Source organism: Flavobacterium undicola, from assembly GCF_009909155.2.
GTDB lineage: Bacteria > Bacteroidota > Bacteroidia > Flavobacteriales > Flavobacteriaceae > Flavobacterium > Flavobacterium undicola.
This window is the reverse complement of the sequence record NZ_JAAAPM020000012.1, coordinates 60,642-80,830: the sequence shown is the minus strand read 5'-3', so window position 1 is coordinate 80,830 and position 20,189 is coordinate 60,642. Positions and strand designations below refer to the sequence as shown.

General features: G+C 33.0%; 23 protein-coding genes. 11 read left to right on the top strand and 12 right to left on the bottom strand.

The window, feature by feature from the left end; genetic code table 11:
- Positions 1-43 precede the first annotated feature (43 nt).
- Both GTZ96_RS08950 and GTZ96_RS08945 read right to left on the bottom strand, forming a co-directional pair.
- Positions 44-757, bottom strand: a complete 714-nt coding sequence (locus tag GTZ96_RS08950) for an alpha/beta fold hydrolase (protein ID WP_161643258.1) — start codon at positions 755-757, stop codon at positions 44-46.
- A gap of 286 nt (positions 758-1,043) precedes the next feature.
- On the bottom strand, positions 1,044-1,448 hold the full coding sequence (locus GTZ96_RS08945) for a glyoxalase (RefSeq protein ID WP_161643256.1): 405 nt from the start codon (positions 1,446-1,448) through the stop codon (positions 1,044-1,046).
- Positions 1,449-1,516: 68 nt separating this feature from the next.
- On the opposite strand from GTZ96_RS08945, the gene GTZ96_RS08940 reads away from it, so the two are divergent.
- Complete coding sequence (locus GTZ96_RS08940) at positions 1,517-1,903, top strand: acyl-CoA thioesterase (protein ID WP_161643254.1); 387 nt, start codon at positions 1,517-1,519, stop codon at positions 1,901-1,903.
- A gap of 84 nt (positions 1,904-1,987) precedes the next feature.
- Here GTZ96_RS08940 and GTZ96_RS08935 read toward each other — a convergent pair whose 3' ends face one another.
- Positions 1,988-2,287: a DUF3817 domain-containing protein gene (locus tag GTZ96_RS08935; RefSeq protein WP_161643252.1), complete on the bottom strand. Its 300-nt coding sequence runs from the start codon at positions 2,285-2,287 to the stop codon at positions 1,988-1,990.
- A gap of 102 nt (positions 2,288-2,389) precedes the next feature.
- On the opposite strand from GTZ96_RS08935, the gene GTZ96_RS08930 reads away from it, so the two are divergent.
- From GTZ96_RS08930 to GTZ96_RS08905, 6 genes are all read left to right on the top strand, one after another.
- Positions 2,390-2,917, top strand: a complete 528-nt coding sequence (locus tag GTZ96_RS08930; protein WP_161643250.1) for a DUF6155 family protein — start codon at positions 2,390-2,392, stop codon at positions 2,915-2,917.
- Between the two features lie 105 nt (positions 2,918-3,022).
- A complete protein-coding gene (locus GTZ96_RS08925) occupies positions 3,023-4,570 on the top strand; it encodes a DEAD/DEAH box helicase (RefSeq protein WP_161643248.1) in 1,548 nt (515 codons plus the stop codon).
- Positions 4,571-4,757: 187 nt separating this feature from the next.
- A complete protein-coding gene (locus GTZ96_RS08920) occupies positions 4,758-6,098 on the top strand; it encodes a DEAD/DEAH box helicase (protein ID WP_161643246.1) in 1,341 nt (446 codons plus the stop codon).
- A 59-nt stretch (positions 6,099-6,157) separates the two neighbouring features.
- On the top strand, positions 6,158-7,426 hold the full coding sequence (locus GTZ96_RS08915) for an NAD(P)/FAD-dependent oxidoreductase (protein ID WP_161643244.1): 1,269 nt from the start codon (positions 6,158-6,160) through the stop codon (positions 7,424-7,426).
- Between the two features lie 424 nt (positions 7,427-7,850).
- Complete coding sequence (locus tag GTZ96_RS08910) at positions 7,851-8,408, top strand: RDD family protein (RefSeq protein ID WP_161643242.1); 558 nt, start codon at positions 7,851-7,853, stop codon at positions 8,406-8,408.
- Positions 8,409-8,892: 484 nt separating this feature from the next.
- Complete coding sequence (locus GTZ96_RS08905; protein WP_161643240.1) at positions 8,893-9,336, top strand: hypothetical protein; 444 nt, start codon at positions 8,893-8,895, stop codon at positions 9,334-9,336.
- Between the two features lie 265 nt (positions 9,337-9,601).
- On the opposite strand, the gene GTZ96_RS08900 is transcribed toward GTZ96_RS08905, so the two are convergent.
- Complete coding sequence (locus tag GTZ96_RS08900) at positions 9,602-10,336, bottom strand: NUDIX hydrolase (RefSeq protein WP_161643238.1); 735 nt, start codon at positions 10,334-10,336, stop codon at positions 9,602-9,604.
- 324 nt (positions 10,337-10,660) lie between these two features.
- Between GTZ96_RS08900 and GTZ96_RS08895 the strand changes: the two genes are divergently transcribed.
- From GTZ96_RS08895 to fucP, 4 genes are all read left to right on the top strand, one after another.
- On the top strand, positions 10,661-12,079 hold the full coding sequence (locus GTZ96_RS08895) for a carbohydrate porin (protein ID WP_235972921.1): 1,419 nt from the start codon (positions 10,661-10,663) through the stop codon (positions 12,077-12,079).
- Between the two features lie 31 nt (positions 12,080-12,110).
- Positions 12,111-12,974 (top strand): sugar phosphate isomerase/epimerase family protein, encoded by an 864-nt coding sequence (locus tag GTZ96_RS08890; RefSeq protein ID WP_161643236.1) that lies wholly within the window; start codon positions 12,111-12,113, stop codon positions 12,972-12,974.
- 24 nt (positions 12,975-12,998) lie between these two features.
- A complete protein-coding gene (locus GTZ96_RS08885; protein WP_161643233.1) occupies positions 12,999-13,922 on the top strand; it encodes a carbohydrate kinase family protein in 924 nt (307 codons plus the stop codon).
- Positions 13,923-14,041: 119 nt separating this feature from the next.
- Positions 14,042-15,361 (top strand): L-fucose:H+ symporter permease, encoded by a 1,320-nt coding sequence (gene fucP, locus GTZ96_RS08880; protein ID WP_161643349.1) that lies wholly within the window; start codon positions 14,042-14,044, stop codon positions 15,359-15,361.
- A 293-nt stretch (positions 15,362-15,654) separates the two neighbouring features.
- On the opposite strand, the gene GTZ96_RS08875 is transcribed toward fucP, so the two are convergent.
- From GTZ96_RS08875 to GTZ96_RS08840, 8 genes are all read right to left on the bottom strand, one after another.
- Positions 15,655-15,954: a hypothetical protein gene (locus GTZ96_RS08875; RefSeq protein WP_161643231.1), complete on the bottom strand. Its 300-nt coding sequence runs from the start codon at positions 15,952-15,954 to the stop codon at positions 15,655-15,657.
- 24 nt (positions 15,955-15,978) lie between these two features.
- A complete protein-coding gene (locus GTZ96_RS08870; RefSeq protein WP_181033165.1) occupies positions 15,979-16,878 on the bottom strand; it encodes a hypothetical protein in 900 nt (299 codons plus the stop codon).
- A gap of 62 nt (positions 16,879-16,940) precedes the next feature.
- On the bottom strand, positions 16,941-17,483 hold the full coding sequence (locus tag GTZ96_RS08865; protein WP_161643227.1) for a hypothetical protein: 543 nt from the start codon (positions 17,481-17,483) through the stop codon (positions 16,941-16,943).
- A gap of 141 nt (positions 17,484-17,624) precedes the next feature.
- The gene (locus tag GTZ96_RS08860; RefSeq protein WP_161643225.1) at positions 17,625-18,218 is read right to left on the bottom strand and encodes a hypothetical protein; all 594 of its coding nucleotides are present in this window, start codon (positions 18,216-18,218) and stop codon (positions 17,625-17,627) included.
- A 135-nt stretch (positions 18,219-18,353) separates the two neighbouring features.
- Entirely contained in the window at positions 18,354-18,833 is a 480-nt protein-coding gene (locus GTZ96_RS08855) for a hypothetical protein (RefSeq protein ID WP_161643222.1), read from the bottom strand.
- Positions 18,834-18,995, bottom strand: a complete 162-nt coding sequence (locus GTZ96_RS08850) for a hypothetical protein (RefSeq protein ID WP_161643220.1) — start codon at positions 18,993-18,995, stop codon at positions 18,834-18,836. It lies immediately after the preceding gene.
- Positions 18,995-19,375, bottom strand: coding sequence for a hypothetical protein (locus tag GTZ96_RS08845; protein ID WP_181033164.1), 381 nt, complete (start codon positions 19,373-19,375; stop codon positions 18,995-18,997). Before GTZ96_RS08845 ends, GTZ96_RS08850 begins: the two co-directional genes overlap by 1 nt.
- Positions 19,376-19,438: 63 nt before the next feature.
- A complete protein-coding gene (locus tag GTZ96_RS08840; protein WP_161643216.1) occupies positions 19,439-20,185 on the bottom strand; it encodes a hypothetical protein in 747 nt (248 codons plus the stop codon).
- Positions 20,186-20,189 lie beyond the last annotated feature (4 nt).

Here is a 20,189-nt window from a genome sequence, read left to right as displayed (position 1 = left end):
TATTGTTTCTTTAACTTTTTTATAATAATACTGAAAGCTAGTTTCAGAAAAATTTGATTCGGGACAAATAATGAGGGAACATTTCTTTCCAAAGTGGCCAATCGTGTTGCTTATCTTGTCTGATATCCAGCCAATGTTCCATGTTTTTATGAGCTAATAATTTGCTCATTTTTAAATTGGCATCAAAACAAATATCCCAATTAGAAGTTCCCAGAGCAATATCCATATTCCACAATTCATAATCGTTGAGTCCGTGTAAATAATCATCGGGAGTATGATAAAAAACAGTATCATTATGAAAACCATCTAAATAACTTTTGATATTAAAAATACCACTCATACTAAATAAATGACTCACATAACCTGGGTGTCTAAAAGCAAAATTAGCCGCGTGATAACCTCCAAAACTACAACCTGCCATAACCACTTTTCCTGAAGGCGTATTATGTCTTAGCTTTTCTACCACCTCATGACAAATCATTTTATCGTACCAATCGTGATTTTCTATACGATGTACCGGATGAATTTGTTTGTTGTAAAAACTGTCCTTGTCGATACTATCGGGACAGTAAATTTGTATTAATCCTTGCTCGAGATACCATCTAGCCGATTCAATTAATCCCATGTCTTTGTTTTCATGAAAACTCCCCATAGAAGTAGGAAATAAGACTACAGGATAACCTGAATGTCCAAATACGAGCATTTCTGTATCTCTATTCAAATTTGGAGAATACCACTTCAAATAGTTTTCTTGCATAAACTTTGGTTTTGACAATTATAATGAAATTAATAATACTAAAATAATAATTAGATTGTAGTATTTTACTTTTAACAAAAAAATAATATTTTCTTATTTGACGTTGAATATAATTTGATTTTTTTGTCCTGTTTAGTACCGATTTGTTAACATAACAGAAGAGTTATATAGGATAAAATCAGTAAAGAATAAACAAATAAAGCCTGCTACTTTAAAAATTAATCTGGTGTAGGGATTGAGATTAATTTTTAAAGAGGATCAACTTTAGCTTAAAAAATTACAGCGTTTATTCAACAAGATTTTTTTCAAATAATTGGACTTGATTTTTTAATCTTTCAATAAGCATATTCATCATCCTTTTGTTCAAACTCGATGAGTTTTGAATATACAAAGTATATTCGTCAACCGTGAACAAGGCGATAATCATTCCTTTTAAGGCGTTCCTGAACTTGATGTCTTTTTGAATCGCATTTTCAATAGTGGCTAATTTTTTTTCTACGCTAAGCAAATAGAAATCCCGTTTGTATTTACTTATATAATTATGAAAAGAAGCAATGAATAAATCATTTTGTAGTTTTAGGATGGGTCTCAAAACTTCATTTTGAAAAATTTCATCAGCTGAAGATTGGGTGCTAACACTACCTATAGGAGCACCTCGGAATTCACTTAAAAAACTATCTCTTTGGCTCATCTTTTTTTCTTAAAAATAGGAAAAAAATCATCAAGGATGTCTTATTTTAGCATAAATAATTAAAAATTATGAGATTTCACACTAGAAAATGGGTAAAGCCCGAAGACCTCAATCCTAACGGAACTTTATTTGGAGGAAAACTATTGGCTTGGATAGACGAAGAACTGGCTTTGTACACCATTATTCAATTTGAAAATTCCAAAGTAGTCACTAAATATATGTCTGAAATTAATTTTAAAAGTTCAGCAAGACAAGGAGATATTATCGAAATAGGAATTGATGTAGTTCGTTTTGGAAATACTTCTATTACATTAGAATGTGAAGTTCGTAATATGATGACTCGCGAAACTATCATTACTATAGATAAAACGATAATGGTGAATTTAGGTGAAGACGGCAAACCGAAAGCACACGGAAAAACGGAGATTGAATTTGTAAAAGACCGTTTGGAGTAATTATTAGGTCTTAAATTTTAACCGCCAATTTGTAAACTAGTTTTAAAATTTACAAATTGGCGGTTAATCTTTTATAGTCTGGTTTTATTCTTTTACTAAAAACAGATTTTTACAGTATTTCTTTTCTACATAAAAAGTACCAAATGGCAACAAAGAAGCAATTAAAATAATTCCAAAATCTTTTAGATTCCAATTTTGTGCGTTTTTCAACAAAAATGCCAAAATAATATAACCAATAAACAAAATCCCGTGACTCATTCCGATAGGATATAATAGTGTGTGGTACAATTCGAAATTGTTGGGTTTTATAAAAAGCATATTTGAGAATAAAACTAAATAGGATATTCCCTCAAGGACGGCAGTGATTTTAAAAATTCTGAGCATGGCTATCTTTTAATTATTTTGCGCCAAAATTAAGTAAAATCATTGATTTTATAGGTATTAAAACGCAAAGTAATTTACTTTTGTAATCATAAAATTTCCATAATGAGTAAAAGAGATTTAAAAAAATATTTGGGCGAACTTGACAAAGAACAACTTCAGGAGCAACTTATTGAACTGTATGAAAAATTTACTGCTGTAAAAGAATATTATGATTTTGTTTTTAATCCAAAAGAAGAAAAACGACTACAGGAAGCCAAACTGAAAATCTCTAATGAATATTACCCTGTTTCTACCAGCGGCAAAAGAAGAAAACCTAAGATGCGCCGTTCAGTAGCTCAAAAAATCATCAAACACTTTATTACTTTAGGAGTGGATTCTTTTGTGATTGCCGATGTGATGTTGTACACTATCGAAATTGCACAGACTTTTTCAGCCGAAAATCTTATTAAACAAGACGCATTTTATAAAAGTATCTACAATTCTTTTGATCAAGCGGTACAATTTTTAATAGCAAATGGTGTTTTGAGCGAATTTAAAAGCCGAATAAACAGCATTTATGAAGAAATTATCAAGCAAAAATGGAAAAATAAGAGCGATTTCTTGCTAATTATCGAGCGAATTAATGAATAAGCCCCTTGTAAATCAAATTATTTCATATTGAGTTAATAATTTAAATTAAATATAACAAGATAACTGTTTTTTAGACGTATTTTTGCAAAAATTCAACAAAAAGCAATGTTCGAAAGTACGATAGAAATAGAAAAAACAGAAAAAAAAGAACTTTATGCCTACCAGCAAGGAGATATTGATGCCATTTTTGAGCGCATCGATAACGGTCCTGCACAACACCACCTGTTATATCAACTGCCTACTGGTGGTGGAAAAACAGTAATATTCTCAGAAATTGTTCGCCGTTACCTATCCAAACACGATAAAAAAGTAGTTGTTTTAACACATCGTATTGAGTTGTGTAAGCAAACTTCTAAAATGCTAAAAGGGTTTGGGGTTAAAAATAAAATCATCAATTCTAAAGTAAAAGACCTGCCAGATCAAAACGAATATTCTTGTTTTGTAGCGATGGTAGAAACCCTTAAAAACCGTATCAATGACGAAAAATTGATATTGGATAATATTGGTTTGGTCATTATTGATGAAGCGCATTATAATTCGTTTAGAAAATTATTAAGTTCATTTACCAATGCTTTTATATTAGGAGTAACCGCTACGCCGTTGAGTTCTAATATTAAATTGCCAATGAATCAAAGCTACAGCGAATTAATTGTAGGAGACACTATTAGTTCATTGATTGAAAATGGCTTTTTGGCCAAAGCAACTACCTATAGTTATGATGTGGGTTTGACCTCTTTAAAAGTAGGTATCAATGGAGATTATACCGTAAAATCATCCGATGATTTGTATACCAATACCCTAATGCAGGAAAAATTATTGCATGCGTATACCGAAAGATCATTAGGGAAAAAAACCTTGATTTTTAATAATGGTATCAATACATCCTTATATGTATATGAAACTTTTAGAGAAGCAGGTTATGAAATTCGTCACCTGGATAATACCAGTAGTAACGAAGAAAGAAAAGAAATTTTACATTGGTTCAAACATACTGAAGATGCCATTCTTACTTCGGTAGGAATTTTGACAACAGGTTTTGACGAACCAACAGTAGAAACCATTATATTAAACCGTGCCACAAAATCATTGACTTTATATTATCAAATGATTGGTCGTGGTTCACGTAAATTACCTCTTAAAAACGAATTTACTGTTATCGATTTAGGTAATAATGCCGCACGTTTTGGACTTTGGAGTGAGCCTGTAAACTGGCAACACATCTTTAAATCGCCTGAATTTTATTTGGAAAATTTACGTGACGATGCCGAAATTGAGTTGTATTTTAAATACACCATGCCGCCAGAATTAAGAGCTAAATTCAGTAAAACTGAAGATGTAACTTTTGATGTTGACGAAGAACATAAATTAGCCATAAAACAAAATTTACGTTCTAAGGTTGTTCTTGATAAATCATTGGATCAGCACGCTACGATGTGTGTTTATAACACTGAAACTTTGCAAGAAGCTAAATCTTTATGCAAAGAATTAGATGATGATATCGAATGTCGTATCAAACGTTACGCAAAATGTCTAAGCCAATGCAGTAAAAACTACCGCGAATGGCTTGTAGATGATTACAAACTAAAATTGACCTTGTTATTAGGGAAAAAGTATCGTGAAAAAATCATGAACGAACCTGATGATGAAGATTAAAATAAGGAGCTAATCCCGTTATTCGTTACAAACGAAGTTCACTGAACTCCGATTGAAATAAATGTAACGTGAAGTAATCTTTTTTTTGGTAAAAAACCTCAAAAAAAGATTTTCACTACTATCTGCCTGTCGGCAGACAGGTCGGGGCTAGGAAAACTGTTTTTCATACAAATAATAAAACAAAATAATGTCCAAACAATTCTCAGATTTAGGAATTTCGACAGCTTTAGTACAAACCTTAACTCAATTGAATCTTGTTGAGCCTACAGCTATTCAAGAACAAGTGATCCCGTTACTTTTAGCAAATCAAACCGATTTGGTAGGATTAGCAAAAACAGGTACGGGAAAAACAGCCGCTTTTGGTTTACCAATTTTACAATTAATTGATAGCTCAAAACCAAATGTACAAGCCGTAATATTAGTTCCAACCAGAGAATTAGGACAACAGGTTTTTAAAAACATAGAAGCTTTTGCTCAAAATCTACCGGCAGTTTCCATTGCTGCTGTTTGCGGTGGAATTCCAATAAAACCACAAATTGAACGCTTAAGCAATCCCACTCATATTGTGGTGGCAACTCCGGGACGTTTGATTGATTTGTTGCAACGAAAAGCCATCAGTCTAAAAGAAACTTCATTTTTGGTTCTTGATGAAGCCGATGAAATGGTGAGCATTCTAAAAGAAAGCTTAGATGAAATTGTTACCGAATTGCCTAAAAATCACCGTACTTTTTTGTTTTCGGCTACTATGCCTGGAACGATAAAGCAATTGATTCAGAACTATTTGCATAAAAATGTAGTGCAAATAAGTGCCAATATGGAAACTTCTGGAAATCAAAGCATTGATCATCAATACATTGTTGTAGATCCTATTGAAAAATTAGATGTTTTAATGCACTTTTTGAATTCCAGAGAAGGACAACGCGGAATTATTTTTTGCAAAACAAAAGCAGCCGTAAATAAATTAGCTAAAAATTTAGCCATCAATCGTTTTTCGTCAGGAGCTTTGCACGGAAGTTTGTCTCAGGGAATTCGTGACCGAATTATGGAACAATTTCGTGAAGGACACATCAATATATTAGTAGCTACTGATTTGGCTGCCAGAGGAATTGACGTAAAAGAAATTGCTTATGTAGTCAATTATCATTTGCCGGATACTTACGAAAATTACGTTCATAGAAGTGGTAGAACCGCTAGAGCAGGGGCAAACGGATTATCATTAACCGTTTTACAAGCCGAAGAAGAAATAGAAATTGCTGATTTTGAAAAGGAATTAGGTATCCAATTCAAACCATTTTCAAAACCTTCTGCTACCAGTATTGAAGACAACAATACTTTGCTTTGGGCGAAACAAATTTTTAAAACGAAACCCAATCACGAAGTGGATGCCGAGTTAAAAACGAAGATAAAAACTATTTTTCATCATTTAACCAAGGATGAATTAATTGAAAAAATACTAGCCAACCATTTATTACAAAATAAAAACCAAGTTGTAGAAAAACCAGTTAAAAAACTAAAACAAAAAAAATAAAAACACTAAAAATCTCTTTTGGTGACTAACAAAAGAGGTTATTTTTAAAATTGTAAAATATGGAAATCGTAATAATCGGAGGCGGTTTTGCAGGAATGAATCTGGCAAAAGAATTATTAAATCAAGACGGAGTACACGTGACTCTGGTTGATAAAAACAATTATAATTTTTTTCCACCACTTATTTATCAAGTAGCGACGGCTTATTTAGAGCCATCAAGTATTAGTTATCCTTTTAGAAAATTTTTCGCAGGAAAAAAGAATCTGCAATTTCGTTTGGGAGAATTAGTAGAAGTAGTTCCTACTGAGAACAAAGTAATTCTTAGTAATGGCGAATTACAATACGATAAACTTGTTTTTGCAACTGGAGCGGAGACGAGTTATTTTGGTATGGAAAACGTTAAAAAGAACGCCATTCCAATGAAAACCTTGAACGATGCCATTGTAATGCGTAATACTTTGCTTAAAAACTTAGAAAAAGCAGCTATTACTAAAGACATTCGTAAGCGTAGAAAACTATTAACTATTGTAGTTGCCGGAGGAGGACCTACAGGAGTGGAGATTTCAGGAATGTTTGCCGAAATGCGTAAAAATATCCTTTTAAAAGAATACCCTGAATTAGAAACAACAGCAAGTAATATCTATTTAGTAGATGGTGCGCCTGCTTTGTTAACTCCAATGAGTAAAGAATCTCAAGAAGATACTCTAAAAGCCATTACCGACTTAGGTGTTGTTGTAAAATTGAACAATAACGTAGTGGATTATGTTGATGATACGGTACATTTTGCTAACGGAGATACCATTCAAACTAAAAACTTAATTTGGGCAGCTGGAGTTACAGCTCGCGAATTCAAAGGACTTCCTACTGAAAGTTACGGACGTGGAAAACGTTTAACGACGGATGCTTTTAATAAAATTAACGGAACAGATAATATTTACGCCATTGGTGATACTTGTATCCAATTTAATGATGAAAGTTTCCCTCATGGACATCCTCAAGTAGCACAAGTTGCTATTCAACAAGGGATTAATTTGGCTAAAAACTTCAAAAATGGTATTCAACAAAAAGCCTTAGTTCCTTTTAAATATGTTGATAAAGGTTCAATGGCAATCATTGGAAAAAACAAAGCCGTAGTTGATTTACCAAAACCAAAAATGCACTTCAAAGGATTCTTTGCCTGGGTTATTTGGTTGTTCATTCACTTGATTTCGTTGATTACGTATAGAAACAAAATAAAAACATTCTACAACTGGATGATAGCTTATTTCTCTAAAGACAATTCGTTACGAATGATTATCAGACCCGATAAAAAAGTAAAAGAAATTTAACTTTCTTTCAATAATATAGAAAACCGATGCAGCTATTGTATCGGTTTTTTTATGTCATTTTTTATAACATTAGATCCAAATTTTATAAATAACGTACAGTAGCTCGCTCCGCTGGAGCTTTATTCAGCTAATAATAATTGTTTTCTACAAACATTTCGCTTCTAACGGAGCTATTGTAGTCCCATCGGGACAGACTGTTTGTAGGAAAAGGGGATTTCCAAAAATAAGCTCCAGCGGAGCGAACTGTAATTATACATTAATAAATTAAGTTCAAAATTTATTTATGTTTTACGGTTAGTTTTTTTTATAATAAGAAATATATTACTTTGGATGAAATTGTTATATTTGAAAAGAATAACTGACTTTTTAACCAAAACTGAAGGATTTAAAATCAAACTTCAGCTATAAACAAAAATTAAACAAAATGAACGAAACACAAATACCTATTACAATTCCGGGAATTGATAATAACATTTATGCTGGATTTTTAGTAAGATTTGCTTCTATGCTATTAGATGCAATAATTATGTTGCCACTACTTTTTATAGTTTTATATCTAAATGGACTTTCAGTAAACATGTATTTTTATACAATAATCCCAAATTTATTATTTGGAATTTGGTATAATATTTATCTTCCAAAGAAATATGGAGGAACTCCTGGAAAATTAATTGCAGGTATAAAAATTATAAAAATGGATGGAAAGCCAATTGGTTGGAAAGAAGCCATTTTGAGGCATTCAGTTTTATTAGCACTAACTGTTTTCAGCGTTATAATAATGATTATCTGCTTATTGAAAGCAGATGAAACAGTATTCAATAGTTTGAGTTGGCTTAAAAGAACAGAGTATTTAATGTCTCTTGCTAAAACTTCTTTTATGATGTATACATGGGCAGCTAATATTTGGATTTATGGCGAATTTATAGTTTTACTGACTAATAAAAGAAAAAGAGCTGCACATGATTTATTGCTGGTACAGTGATTGTTAGAAATGTTTATATCAACAAAATAAACGAGGTGATGTATTCAGAAAAAAATGATAACTCAATCGAAAACTAAAACTATTTTATTCTATTTCTAGAAGACAGAAAACCGATACAAACGCTGTATCGGTTTTTTTATGTGATTATTTTTAGTAATAAGAAATAGATTACTTTAAGTAAACTTGTTATATTTGGAAATGATGAAATAGGGTTGTATTTATAAATTACCAATCAAATAAATTTAAAATGGAAAAAACGTTAAATGATTTCAGTCTAGGACTATTTGTTTGGCAAATAATAATATTCGTATTATTCATTGCAATAATATATTTTGCAGTAAAATTCGGCAAAGTATTTTATAAATTTCTAAAGAAAAATAGTTAATCAAATTTTTTAAAAAAAACTTACTAAGATTTCTTCTTTGTCTAAATAACAAATTTTTGTGAAACAGTTGTTTTAGTAAATTTATCACTTCTACTAAATATGAATATTCTACTTAATAAAACATACCTGTTTTTCTTTTTGATAATCCCGTTGATTCTTGCTGTTTCATTTTATAAACCAAAAGAAACATTGGATGTCAATATTGGGGACATTTATTACGTTATAAAACATCCTCACTTAGGAATAGTATTATCATTTTTTTATTTGATTCTTGGTGTAGTTTATTATTTCTTAATCAAGAATGATATCCAATTAAATAACTGGATTATTTATTCCCATACCATTCTATCAATTGGTGGTTTGATTTTAATTTGGTTATTACTTCAAAAAAAATTTCATTCTTCTGCTAATTTTGAAGAAATATTAAGAGCAATAAAAATTGATAAATATTTTACTTACATTACTGTTGCTACTTTTTTTGGTATTCTTTTATCTCAAATCGTTTTCTTAATTGGTATAATTGTAAAACTAATAAAAGCTTAGAAAGCTTATTTTATATAGAAATTCAATTAAAAAATAGCCAAGTCATTTAATGTAATCAATTATAAATCAAATTAGTGTTATTTCCTGATTTCAATTGTCCTTAGCTTTCGCAGTCGAGCGTCAAATGTTTGAAGAATACGTAAAAAGAAAATCTGTTTGAGCGTAGCGAGTTATTTTCTTTTAGTATTCAAAAACTAATTTGACCGACGAGGAAGCGCAAGACTTGATTTTTTTGTTTCTTTTTTGATCAAGCAAAAAAGAAAATTTAAATATTAATCAAAAAACTCTCCTTATAGATTTTTTGGTACACATCTTTGCTAAACATATAGAGTTGGGACGGTTTTTTAGAAACGCCCACTTGTTTTTCGTCCAGAGCAATGATGTATTTTTTGGTAATCAGTTTTCTTCTAAAATTCCTGTTGTCAATTTCAACTCCTAATATGGCTTCATAAGCATCTTGTAAGTCTTTAATAGTAAACTTATCGGCAAGTAACTCAAAAACAATGGGTTTAGACAAGGCATCCTCTTTTAAATCGGCATAAGCTTCATCAATGATTTTTTTATGATCAAAACCTAGTTCAGGCAGCTGATTTACTGGAAACCATTGCGGATTGTATTTGTTTGCTCTTTGAACTACATCCGTTGGTAATAAAATATAATAGGCAATGGTGATGGTTCTTTCACTGAAATGTTCGCTTTCGGCCCAAATTATGTCTTTTTCATTCTTCAAACGATTGGGATCACCAAAAACCTTGAATTGTTTTTTGTACCAATTATCCAAACCCGTTAACTCTTTTAAAAGCCTGTTAGCTGTGTCGTCTATGGTTTCGTTTTCATAGGTATGAAATCCTCTGAGTACATAATCATTAACGACAGGAGGGGCAGCATTTTCCAGTTTTAAAACACGTTCGATTAATAATACATTCAATGATTTTGTCGTATTGTCAAATCCAAAAATGACACAGTCTACAGATATATTTGGGATTATTTCAGCTTTCATATTTAAAGTTTTAACTGCATCAACCCGTTTTAATAGTTTGATGTAGGAACACAAATTTAACAATTTAATTCTAACTAACTCATTACTAAAATCACTTGGTTAAATTTAATTAAACGTACATATAACTATTAATAATTTAACTAATCATTATTCTCTTTATTACAAGATAAAGCACTGTTTATGTGTAATATATTTATGATAATACTGTTTAATGTGAAAAAATATTGCTATTTTTTTATTGGATATTAAAATAAAATAATACATTTGAAAAATAATAGTCAAAAAGACGTTTAATAATTACAGCTGCTAAAGTAACCACTAATAATGAAAATGATTTATAAATTCAGTTCCCATTACAGAAATAAAAAAGCTCTTTGGATTTTAGCTTTGTGCTGTATCGCAATCAGTACAAAAGCCCAGGTTGTGATTACAAATCCGAATTTTTCTCTGGGAACAACCGGTAGAATAGGAGTTGGGCTTTCGCCAAATGGAGAAGGAAATATGTGGAAACCGTTGAATTTATCCGGACAAGGTTCTTTGGGAGGTCGTATGGAGCAAAATGATTATTTGGATTTATTACCAGCAATTCATTTTACGCCAAAAAGAATTGGAAAAGACAGCACTAATGTAACTTTTCAAGTTCGTTTAGGAATGTATTCTGCTAATGGTCAATTTGTAGGGAATGTGAGTAGCCGTTCTAATAATGGATTGACTTTCATTCTTCCGGAAGCTTTTGTAGAAGCCACCAATATTATGGGTAGTAAATGGTCAGCCTGGGTGGGTTCTCGTTTTCGCAGATATGACGATATCCACATTAGTGATTATTTCTATTTTGATGATCATTCGGCACAGGGATTTGGGGTAAAATATAAAAACACCGAATTGACCATGTTGATGCCTGCTTCTACAGATTCTACAGGAGTGTATCCATATAATTATCAAGTTACCGTTGCAGGAGCAACAAATCCGGCTATTCGTCAACGCATGGTTTGGATAGGTGAACATAGTATTCATTTACAAAACAATAGCACCATCAAACTTTTAGGCGAATTCCATTATGTTTCTAAAAACTCGGCAGCAGCTTCAAAAAACTTTCCTTCTGATAACGGATGGGTAGCCGGAATCAAATACAATAGTCCGTTTAAAACGGCGAAACCAGGTTCGTTTAACCAAATTTCAGCGCGTTATGGTTCTGGAATTGCTAATGGTGGTGACAACGGAAATACCTTTACCTGGGCTACTTATGGAGCACCTGATGACGCAGGAAAATATACTAATGCCTATTCGTTTACGATGGTGGAGCATTTTTTACTGAATCTGTCAAACAAGTTCAGTGTTAACGGTTATGGAGTTTTTACCAAAAGTAAAGGTGGATCATCAAGTACTAATACCGATGAATATTTCAATGGAAACCAACTCTATAATCGAAAAACCGATTTTGTTGTTGGCTTAAGAAACTTTTACTATGTGACCAATTGGTTTCACCTAATTCAGGAAGTGCATTATGCAGTTCGAAAAGATGGTGACAATCCTGAGGCTAGTATGTGGAAATTCTCATTGGCTCCAACAATTGTTCCATTAGGAAAAAGAGATCCATGGAGTCGTCCTCACATTCGATTGGTAGCTACTGTAGCCCGATATAATGATTACGCAAAAGACCATAATTATTCTCCTTTTTTGCAAATCAACCAAAAACGTTGGGGATCTTACATTGGCGTTAGAACCGAATGGTGGTTGTTTTAAACAGGATAAATTAATTTAAAAATATAGAAATATGCCGATTTTCGGAACATCAATTTTATCATTTATTCCCGGATGGAGTAGTGCAGGAGGGCATTTCGCAATCAAAAAAACGGCAGAATACGGTTTTGATATGCTCGAAATCAGCTTACCTGCCACATTGGATTTTGATGCTAAAACCACTCAAAAACAACTGGAACAAAACGGTATTTTAGGACGTTGTAGCTTGAATTTACCCGCAAACGCACACATTCCTTTTTATCCTGAACAGGCTGTAACCATCATTAAATCAGCTTTGGATAAAGTAGCGGAAATGAATGGTGATTTTTTGGGAGGTGTACTGCATTCTGCCATTGGAACATTCACCAGAAATCCTTGTACTGCGGATGAAAAACAAATTATTTATCAAGTTTTTACTGAAGTTGCAGCTTACGCCAAAGAGCGCAACATAAGTTTAGGAATCGAACCCATTAACCGCTATGAAAGCTATGTTTTTACCGAAGCCGATGACGTTTTAAAAATGATTGAAAGCATTGGTGCTACTAATATCGGATTGCATTTGGATACTTTTCACATGAATATTGAAGAACGTAATTTTTACGATCCCATTATTAGAGCTGGAAATAATTTAAATCACCTTCATATTACAGAATCGGATCGAGGAATGACTGGCGAAGGCAATGTGCATTGGGATGATTTATTTAAAGCTTTGGCTGAAATTAATTACCAAGGCCCTCTAGTTCTTGAAAATTTCTCATCTGAAATAAGCGAATTAATTGGACCAACGTCATTGTGGAGACCATCGAAATACAATTCGGAAGACCTTGCCAAAGGCAGCTTGTTGTTTATGAAAAAGATGGTAGAAAAATGGTATAACAATCCAACAGAGTACAAATAAATCGAACTAAAAAAAGATATAAAAATGAAAAAAAAACTAACAGGAGTGTGTTTTGGAGAAATCCTTTTTGATGTTTTTCTGGAGCATAAAAAAATTGGTGGAGCACCGCTAAATGTAGCGTCTAGATTGAGTTCACTAGGTATTGACGTGGCTATGATTAGCGCGATAGGAAACGACAGCAACGGAGCAAAATTGATTGATTATTTAAGTAGTGTTGGGATCAATACAACAGCGGTTCAGGTAAAAGAAAATCATCCAACGGGAGTGGTGAATGTTATTTTGAACGAAAAAGGAAATGCTTCTTATGATATTAATTATCCTTCGGCCTGGGACAAAATTGAGTCTTCAGATATAAGTACGACAATTGTAGCAGAATCAGATTTCTTTGTTTACGGCAGTTTGTCTTGCAGAGATTCGGTGTCTAGAAATACATTGGATAAACTTTTGAAAGTGGCCAAATACAAAATATTTGATGTGAATTTGAGATCGCCACATTATACAAAGAAGAATATTTTAGAATTATTACATGCAGCCGATTTTATCAAATTCAATGATGAGGAATTGAATGAAATTTGCGAAGATTTACATTCGAATAAAAAGTCATTAGAGCAAAATATTAAATTCATTGCCAAAGAAACCAATACAGCTATTGTTTGTGTTACCCTAGGTTCTCATGGAGCGGTCTTGTATTGTAATGATACTTTTTATCACAATTGCGGATTCAAGGTAAATGTTGTGGACACCGTAGGCTCAGGAGATTCATTTTTGGCTTCCTTAATTACTATGTTACTTACTGGAAAAGATCCTCAATATGCAATTAATTTCGCCAGTGCAATTGGAGCAATTGTGGCGCAAAATGAAGGAGCAAACCCTGTAATTTCTACATCAGAAATTGAGGAGTTTTTAAGTGGTTTTAACCACAAACCATCACAACATGAAATACTGTAATTTATAACCAAACCAAAAAAAAGAAAACAATGACACAATTTGAAAAAACAGCAGTAATCAGTGAGGAAATTGATCTTCAAGAACAAATTAGTCCTTCCAAATTTGATCCAATTAAAAAGATGGATTTAATTAAAAAAATACCCGTAATCAGTAAAGAGTACGTTTTTCAGTTTATCATCATTACTATATTATTTGCTCTTTGGGGAATTGCAAATGATTTAACAACGCCAATGGTTTCTACTTTCAAAAAAGTGATGCCCGAACTTTCCAATACACAAGCTTCATTAGTGCAATTTGCGTTCTATTTTGGCTATTTCTTTATGGCTTTGCCAGCGGCTTTATTCATTAGAAAATACAGCTATAAATCGGGAATTATCTTAGGATTGCTTTTGTATGCAACAGGCGCTTTTTTATTCTATCCGGCGGCACATTATCAAAGTTATACGTTCTTTTTAGTATCATTATGGGTCATTACCTGTGGTTTGGCCTTTTTGGAAACTACTTCAAATCCGTTGATTTTATTCTTAGGAAATAAAGAAACAGCCACACAACGTTTGAATTTAGCTCAGGCATTTAACCCAATCGGAGCAATAACAGGATTAGTAATGGCGCAGTTTTTAGTCATTAAAGAAATAAAATCAGATGACTACACACCAGCAGCTTTTAAAGCTTTATCCTCAAATGAGCTGGCCAGCATTAGAGAAAATGACTTAGGTGTTATTAGTATTCCATATATCGGATTGGGAATTTTTGTGTTAATGATTCTAATCATTATCTGCCTTACAAAAATGCCTAAAACAGCACATGAAGATAAAATGTCTGTTAGCGAATCTTTCAAAAAATTATTTGCCAATAAAAATTACAAACACGGTGTTATTGCACAGGCTTTTTATGTGGGTGCACAAATTATGTGTTGGACATTTATTTTTCAATATGTAGACAATATCAATAAAACATTCGGATTAGAATTAACCGCTACGTATTACAACATTACGGCTATGATTTTATTTTTATTAGGAAGATGGATTGGAACCGCTTTGATGAAAAGTATAAATCCTTCTAAAATACTGATGGTATTTGGTATTGGAGGTGTTCTATGTGCCGCTGGAGCAATTGTTTTACAAGGTATGCCAGGCTTAATTTCTTTGATTTGTATCTCTATTTTTATGTCGATTATGTTTCCAACTATCTATGGAATTGCGCTTAAAGACATGGGCGACGAAGCTAAAATTGGTTCTGCAGGATTGGTTATGGCTATTGTTGGCGGTGCTTTAATGCCTGTTTTACAAGGAAGTATTTTGGACTGGGGCGGTTCAGGATTCTCAGATATCAAACTTTTTGGATTCATTCCCGAAGTGAATTTCTCTTTCATTTTACCTTTAATTTGTTTGGCTGTGGTTGCTTGGTATGGTAAAACGACTTATAGAACATCAAAATAATTACAAATACTTGATTACAATAGGTTATTTATACACAGCAAAACCAACACTGATAGTAAAATCTTTATTATTTGTGTTGGTTTTGCTATTATTTGGTCAATTCCAAAATGAACTATAATTTATAGTATGTTTAGAAATTTTTCTTATATTTGCCATAGATTTTTATCAATAAGAGGCGAGGTATTCCAGTACCATTTGAGCCTCTTTTTTTTGTTTATAATTGAACTCTTTACCTCCCCTATCGGTGGGAAAGCTACGCAGGAAAAAAAGCTACGCTGTTAACGAATTAATAATTAACCGTTTAAAGCTTGGGTATCTTTTGTGATGTAGCCAATTTGATTGCCACAAGAACCATTTTCTAATTTTTCGTATATTTTCAAATAGCGAAAACCCTCCTTACTTCGCCAATAATGGCACAAGTATGAGAGGGTTGCTTCTTTAAATTTGAACCAGCAACTAGGTGTACCGTTCTTTAACGTATGGGAAAAAGTGACTTTTAATAAGCCGTTTTTAATTTTTGCAGACATATATTCGATTTTTATCTCTAAGAGAGCGTTTCCAGACGCTTTTATCTCCCGTTGAAGTTTTGCCAAATATACATATTTTTCTTATTTGAATTAAATAATTTTTTTATGATTAGATTCTGTAAATACACCTAGTGAATCTGAGAAGAAAAATTCAGTATCTATTGGTAATACACTATAAACATCTGAAACCCCGAATAATTCATCTACAATATCTTCCAGAATAAAAAGAGTGTTATTTCCTGAGCCATAATTTACAAAAGCAGTTGTAAAAGTTGTCTGCCCTGGCTTTTTATAATTGAAGTTAAATGTACTTACTATTCTAGCATCTACAGTACTATTAAAGTTAGTATGAATCTTAATTACGTCAGCATCAAAACCAGAGTCATATTCTTTTACAACACTAGTTATTTCACCAATTGTGTTGCTATTATCTACATAAGCTAAATTGCTTAGTCCCTCATGTGTTAAATAGTACTCTACGCCTCTGACAGTAAGTGTAAAAGAAATGTTTGACATATCCATTACATCCAAAGCAGTATCGGTTACGTCATAAGTATGTGATTCTGTCCAAACTGCATAATCAAAACCAGTTGGCACAGGATCAGGCATAGACTCAATTATTCCCAAATCTTTTTCCTCGAATCCATCGATGTAAAGTTTTACTGTTCCTGTAATTGGAACCGCAATACTTATTTCTTCAGTCCCACCGTAAGAGGTTCTAGACCTTGTAGAAAAAATTCTCAAAGGGTTTAAGAACATATTTGGTATTGGTGGCGGTATTTGACCAAACAAGAAAGGTAAATTTGGGGTTCTATACTCTACTGAGTTAATCACAAAATCAACGTTTGTACTAACCATTAAATACTTTTCTATAGGCTTCAAATCGTAGTCACTCAAATCATTTGTTAATGGTGATAAAAACAAACCATTTTCAAAAATACCTACGATTAAATAAGGCTCTGAAATTTCGACTTGTTCATAATCGGTCATATCTGTAAAATCCTTGGTATACAGTTTCTTGTTTTCTGTTATATAAACTAATGTTTTCATTTCTAAATCCAATTTTTATTTGCCTTTTTGTAAGCAACTCGAAGCTGTGATATGTTCTCAGCTGAGAGATATTTATAAAGGTCTGTTTTTAAATTACGTGATCGGGTGAATAGGGAATAGTAGTAATCTTCTACAATTGGGAAAGTTCCTGTAGTTGTCTTTAAAAGTTTAACTACTGTATTTTCGTCTTCTACTAAGGCTCTAATATTAAAAAGTTCAACAGAACCATTAAAAATAATGTGATTGTCTTCAGGATTCGTACCAAGCGAAAAGGCGATTTTCTGTGCAATGGTTTTCAATCTGTCTGAATCTTTTGATTTTAAATTTGGATACTTTTTATTAATAACCTTTGCTTTATCGTTTATGATGGTTGGAGAAGATTTCGCATTTTCCGCACTGTTCTGTTTTACTGCTAAATCTAAAGCCTGTGAGCTGTCCTTTTGTTCCTGAGAATTAAAGTATCTAATGATGTAGGGTATTGCAAATAGTACTGCTACAATATAGACAGCGTTATTCTGAAAGAACAAAACAAGCTTACTATTCATAAGCTTGTTTTTACTATATCTCGACAACATAACTATTGACGTCTTTTAAGGAAGAAAAACACTCCCAAAACGGCTAGACCGATTAAAATTGATTTCTTGTGTTCTGTATAAAAGTCTTGTAATTTTTGCATAATGTAAATTTTAAAATTTGATTAAAAATAATAGGGCTAATAGCATTAACGGTATTTTCAAGTCGAAGCCCTTTTGAATCTCTTGAAAAACACTTGGAGTGTACCACTTTTTAAAGAAATCCGTTATTTCTTGACGTGTGATTTGTTTATCCTTGTTAGTGTCAAAAATCGGATTTTGTAACGCAATCAAAGAAGCGCTTAAGCTTGATGTTTTCAGTACAAATGAATCCGACTTAGAAAGTGCAGCAGGAAAGAAAGTCACTAGGTAAACATCTAAAAAGTTGCTCATTTTACCAGTATAGGGCTTATAATATTCATAAACCAAATCCATTTGTTTGATAAAAGATAGACTCTTAATGTAAGCCAAAGAATAAACTTTTCCGTTGATTTTCTTTTGTTTTGGAGTTCCAACATCTGCCGTGAATTGAATTAATCCCACAGAACCGATTGAGTTCGTTTTCTGTGGGCTGAAAGTCTTTGCAGTTTCGAAATACATTACTGCAAGCAATGAATTAGCATCTATTTTAAGTTTCTGAGCGACCTCAATTACCTTACTTACGTGCCTTTCAGGAAGTTTTTGTGTAAAAAAGCTACTTACTTTCATTTTTTGAATTTTTCTCGTTATCCACTCGCTCTAAGCCGTCAGCAATGAAGCTTAAGCCGTCAATAATGACGATTACGTAAGCCCCATACTTAGCGAGCATTTTTACTACCGAAATTATAGAAGTTACGTTTTTCATTATTTACGCTTATTTTTATTGGTTACGAAATCGGGTTGAATGAATGAGAAAAATCCTTTCTTGTGGTTTACACAACATTTTGTTGTACCCATATCAAAAAACAAACATCCTTTTCTCACTGAATACATGCCAAAAATAGTTTGGCTGTCTGTGGCTGTTTTCAATTTGATAACCCACTTTTCGAAACCATCTTTAACGTGTGAGCCGTCAAGATTTTTTTGATCTAATTGCTTACGTGCGTTCACTGAAATAAGCCCGAATCTCTTTGTAGTTTTCCAAGCCCAAATGGTATGGAATGGGTCGAATTTCTTTTGGTCAGCCTTTGGAATCACTGTTTGTAATTCTGCGTGAGACTTACTTTCGTAAGTTTTCTTTTGACCTGATGAAGTTGAAGTACTTTGGTTGTTGCTAAACAAAACGGTTTTTCCGTTCTTGTCTGTGTAACCAATTTTTTTGCCGTTTCCGTCGAATAAGTCCATCTATTGCTGTTTTGGTTTTCTCAGTCTTAGCAAGGCTACAACACCAATTGCAAGCTGAATGATTAATTTAATTACTTCGATTTTTGGGCTAACTGGCGGAATTTGTTCCACCAGTTCAACAGCCCCAATTCCTGACGATGCAGTTAAGACAGTATTTACCATTATCGTCTGCGTCTTGAATGATTACCAGCTTTTCTGAAAAACACAAAGAACAATACTACAGAGCCTAAAACACCTAAAACGATAGATTTATGCTTAGTGAACCACTCTTTAATGGTATTATCTACCACCTGTGCGCCAACCATTCCAGAAGCTTGGTTTACGCCGTTTGAAGCCCCTGCAAGTATCTTTTTAGTTGCTCCTTGGATAACATTTCCTGCAACCGTACCGCCATAGCTTCCGATTTGTGCGCCAACATCTTGAGCCATTTGGTTTGCCTGTTCTTGAGCGGCTTGGTCTCTAGCTTGTTTTTTTCCTTCGGCTGAGGCTTGAAGCCCTTGGATGATTGAGCCACCCACTCCCGGAACAATAGTTCCCGCCAATTTTACAGCACTTTTAAAATTGACGTTTTTCTTAAGGAATTTTGAGATTTTTAAACCCATTTTCTAGCGTTTTACGTTATACAATAGGGCATCGTCTGCGTTGATTCTCGTTGAGAAATTCAATAATACCCCTGCCGATTTTCTAATGTTTACGTTTGTAATTCCTGTCAAAAGGAAAACTAATCTTGTAGGGAAACCTGATTGAACAACTCCCGCCTCGTTGATTGCTACAACTGGGTCAAGTGTCTTGTGGAAAAGTTCCGCTTCGAAAGCATCCATTTTGGCAACGTGTCCGTTGTCATAAGTAAAGTTGATTTCTGTAATAGAATCATCTTTTTGCAAGCTTAAAAGGTCGTGACCTCTTACATCAAAATCTTGGTTAAGGGTTTCAGAAGCCATAGTTTTACGTGTGTAATCTTGCAACTCTGAATCTTCGAAAGAACTTTCAATTGTGTTCATTTGATACGTTTTTGCCGTTTTCAAATTGGTCAACTGAACTTTGATTTTTTCGTTTTCGCCTAATTTGACGTTACCACCGTTTACGGTTAAGTCGCAACAAGCAACACATTTCAAAGTACCCATTGAAACAATTGCATCCTGACCCTCTGTACCTAAAGCGATGAAATCGATTAAGAGCATTTCTCTTGCGATGTCTGCTGTGTCTCCTTTTCTTTCAACGTACAAAGTGATTGTTTCCGTTGTAATGTCAGTTAACGCACCATCAGTACCAATTGCTAAATGTGCAAAGCCTTTAGAGACTTCTATTACATCCGATTTAGTCTTGTTTGTAGCATTATAAATTTGTGCCATAATG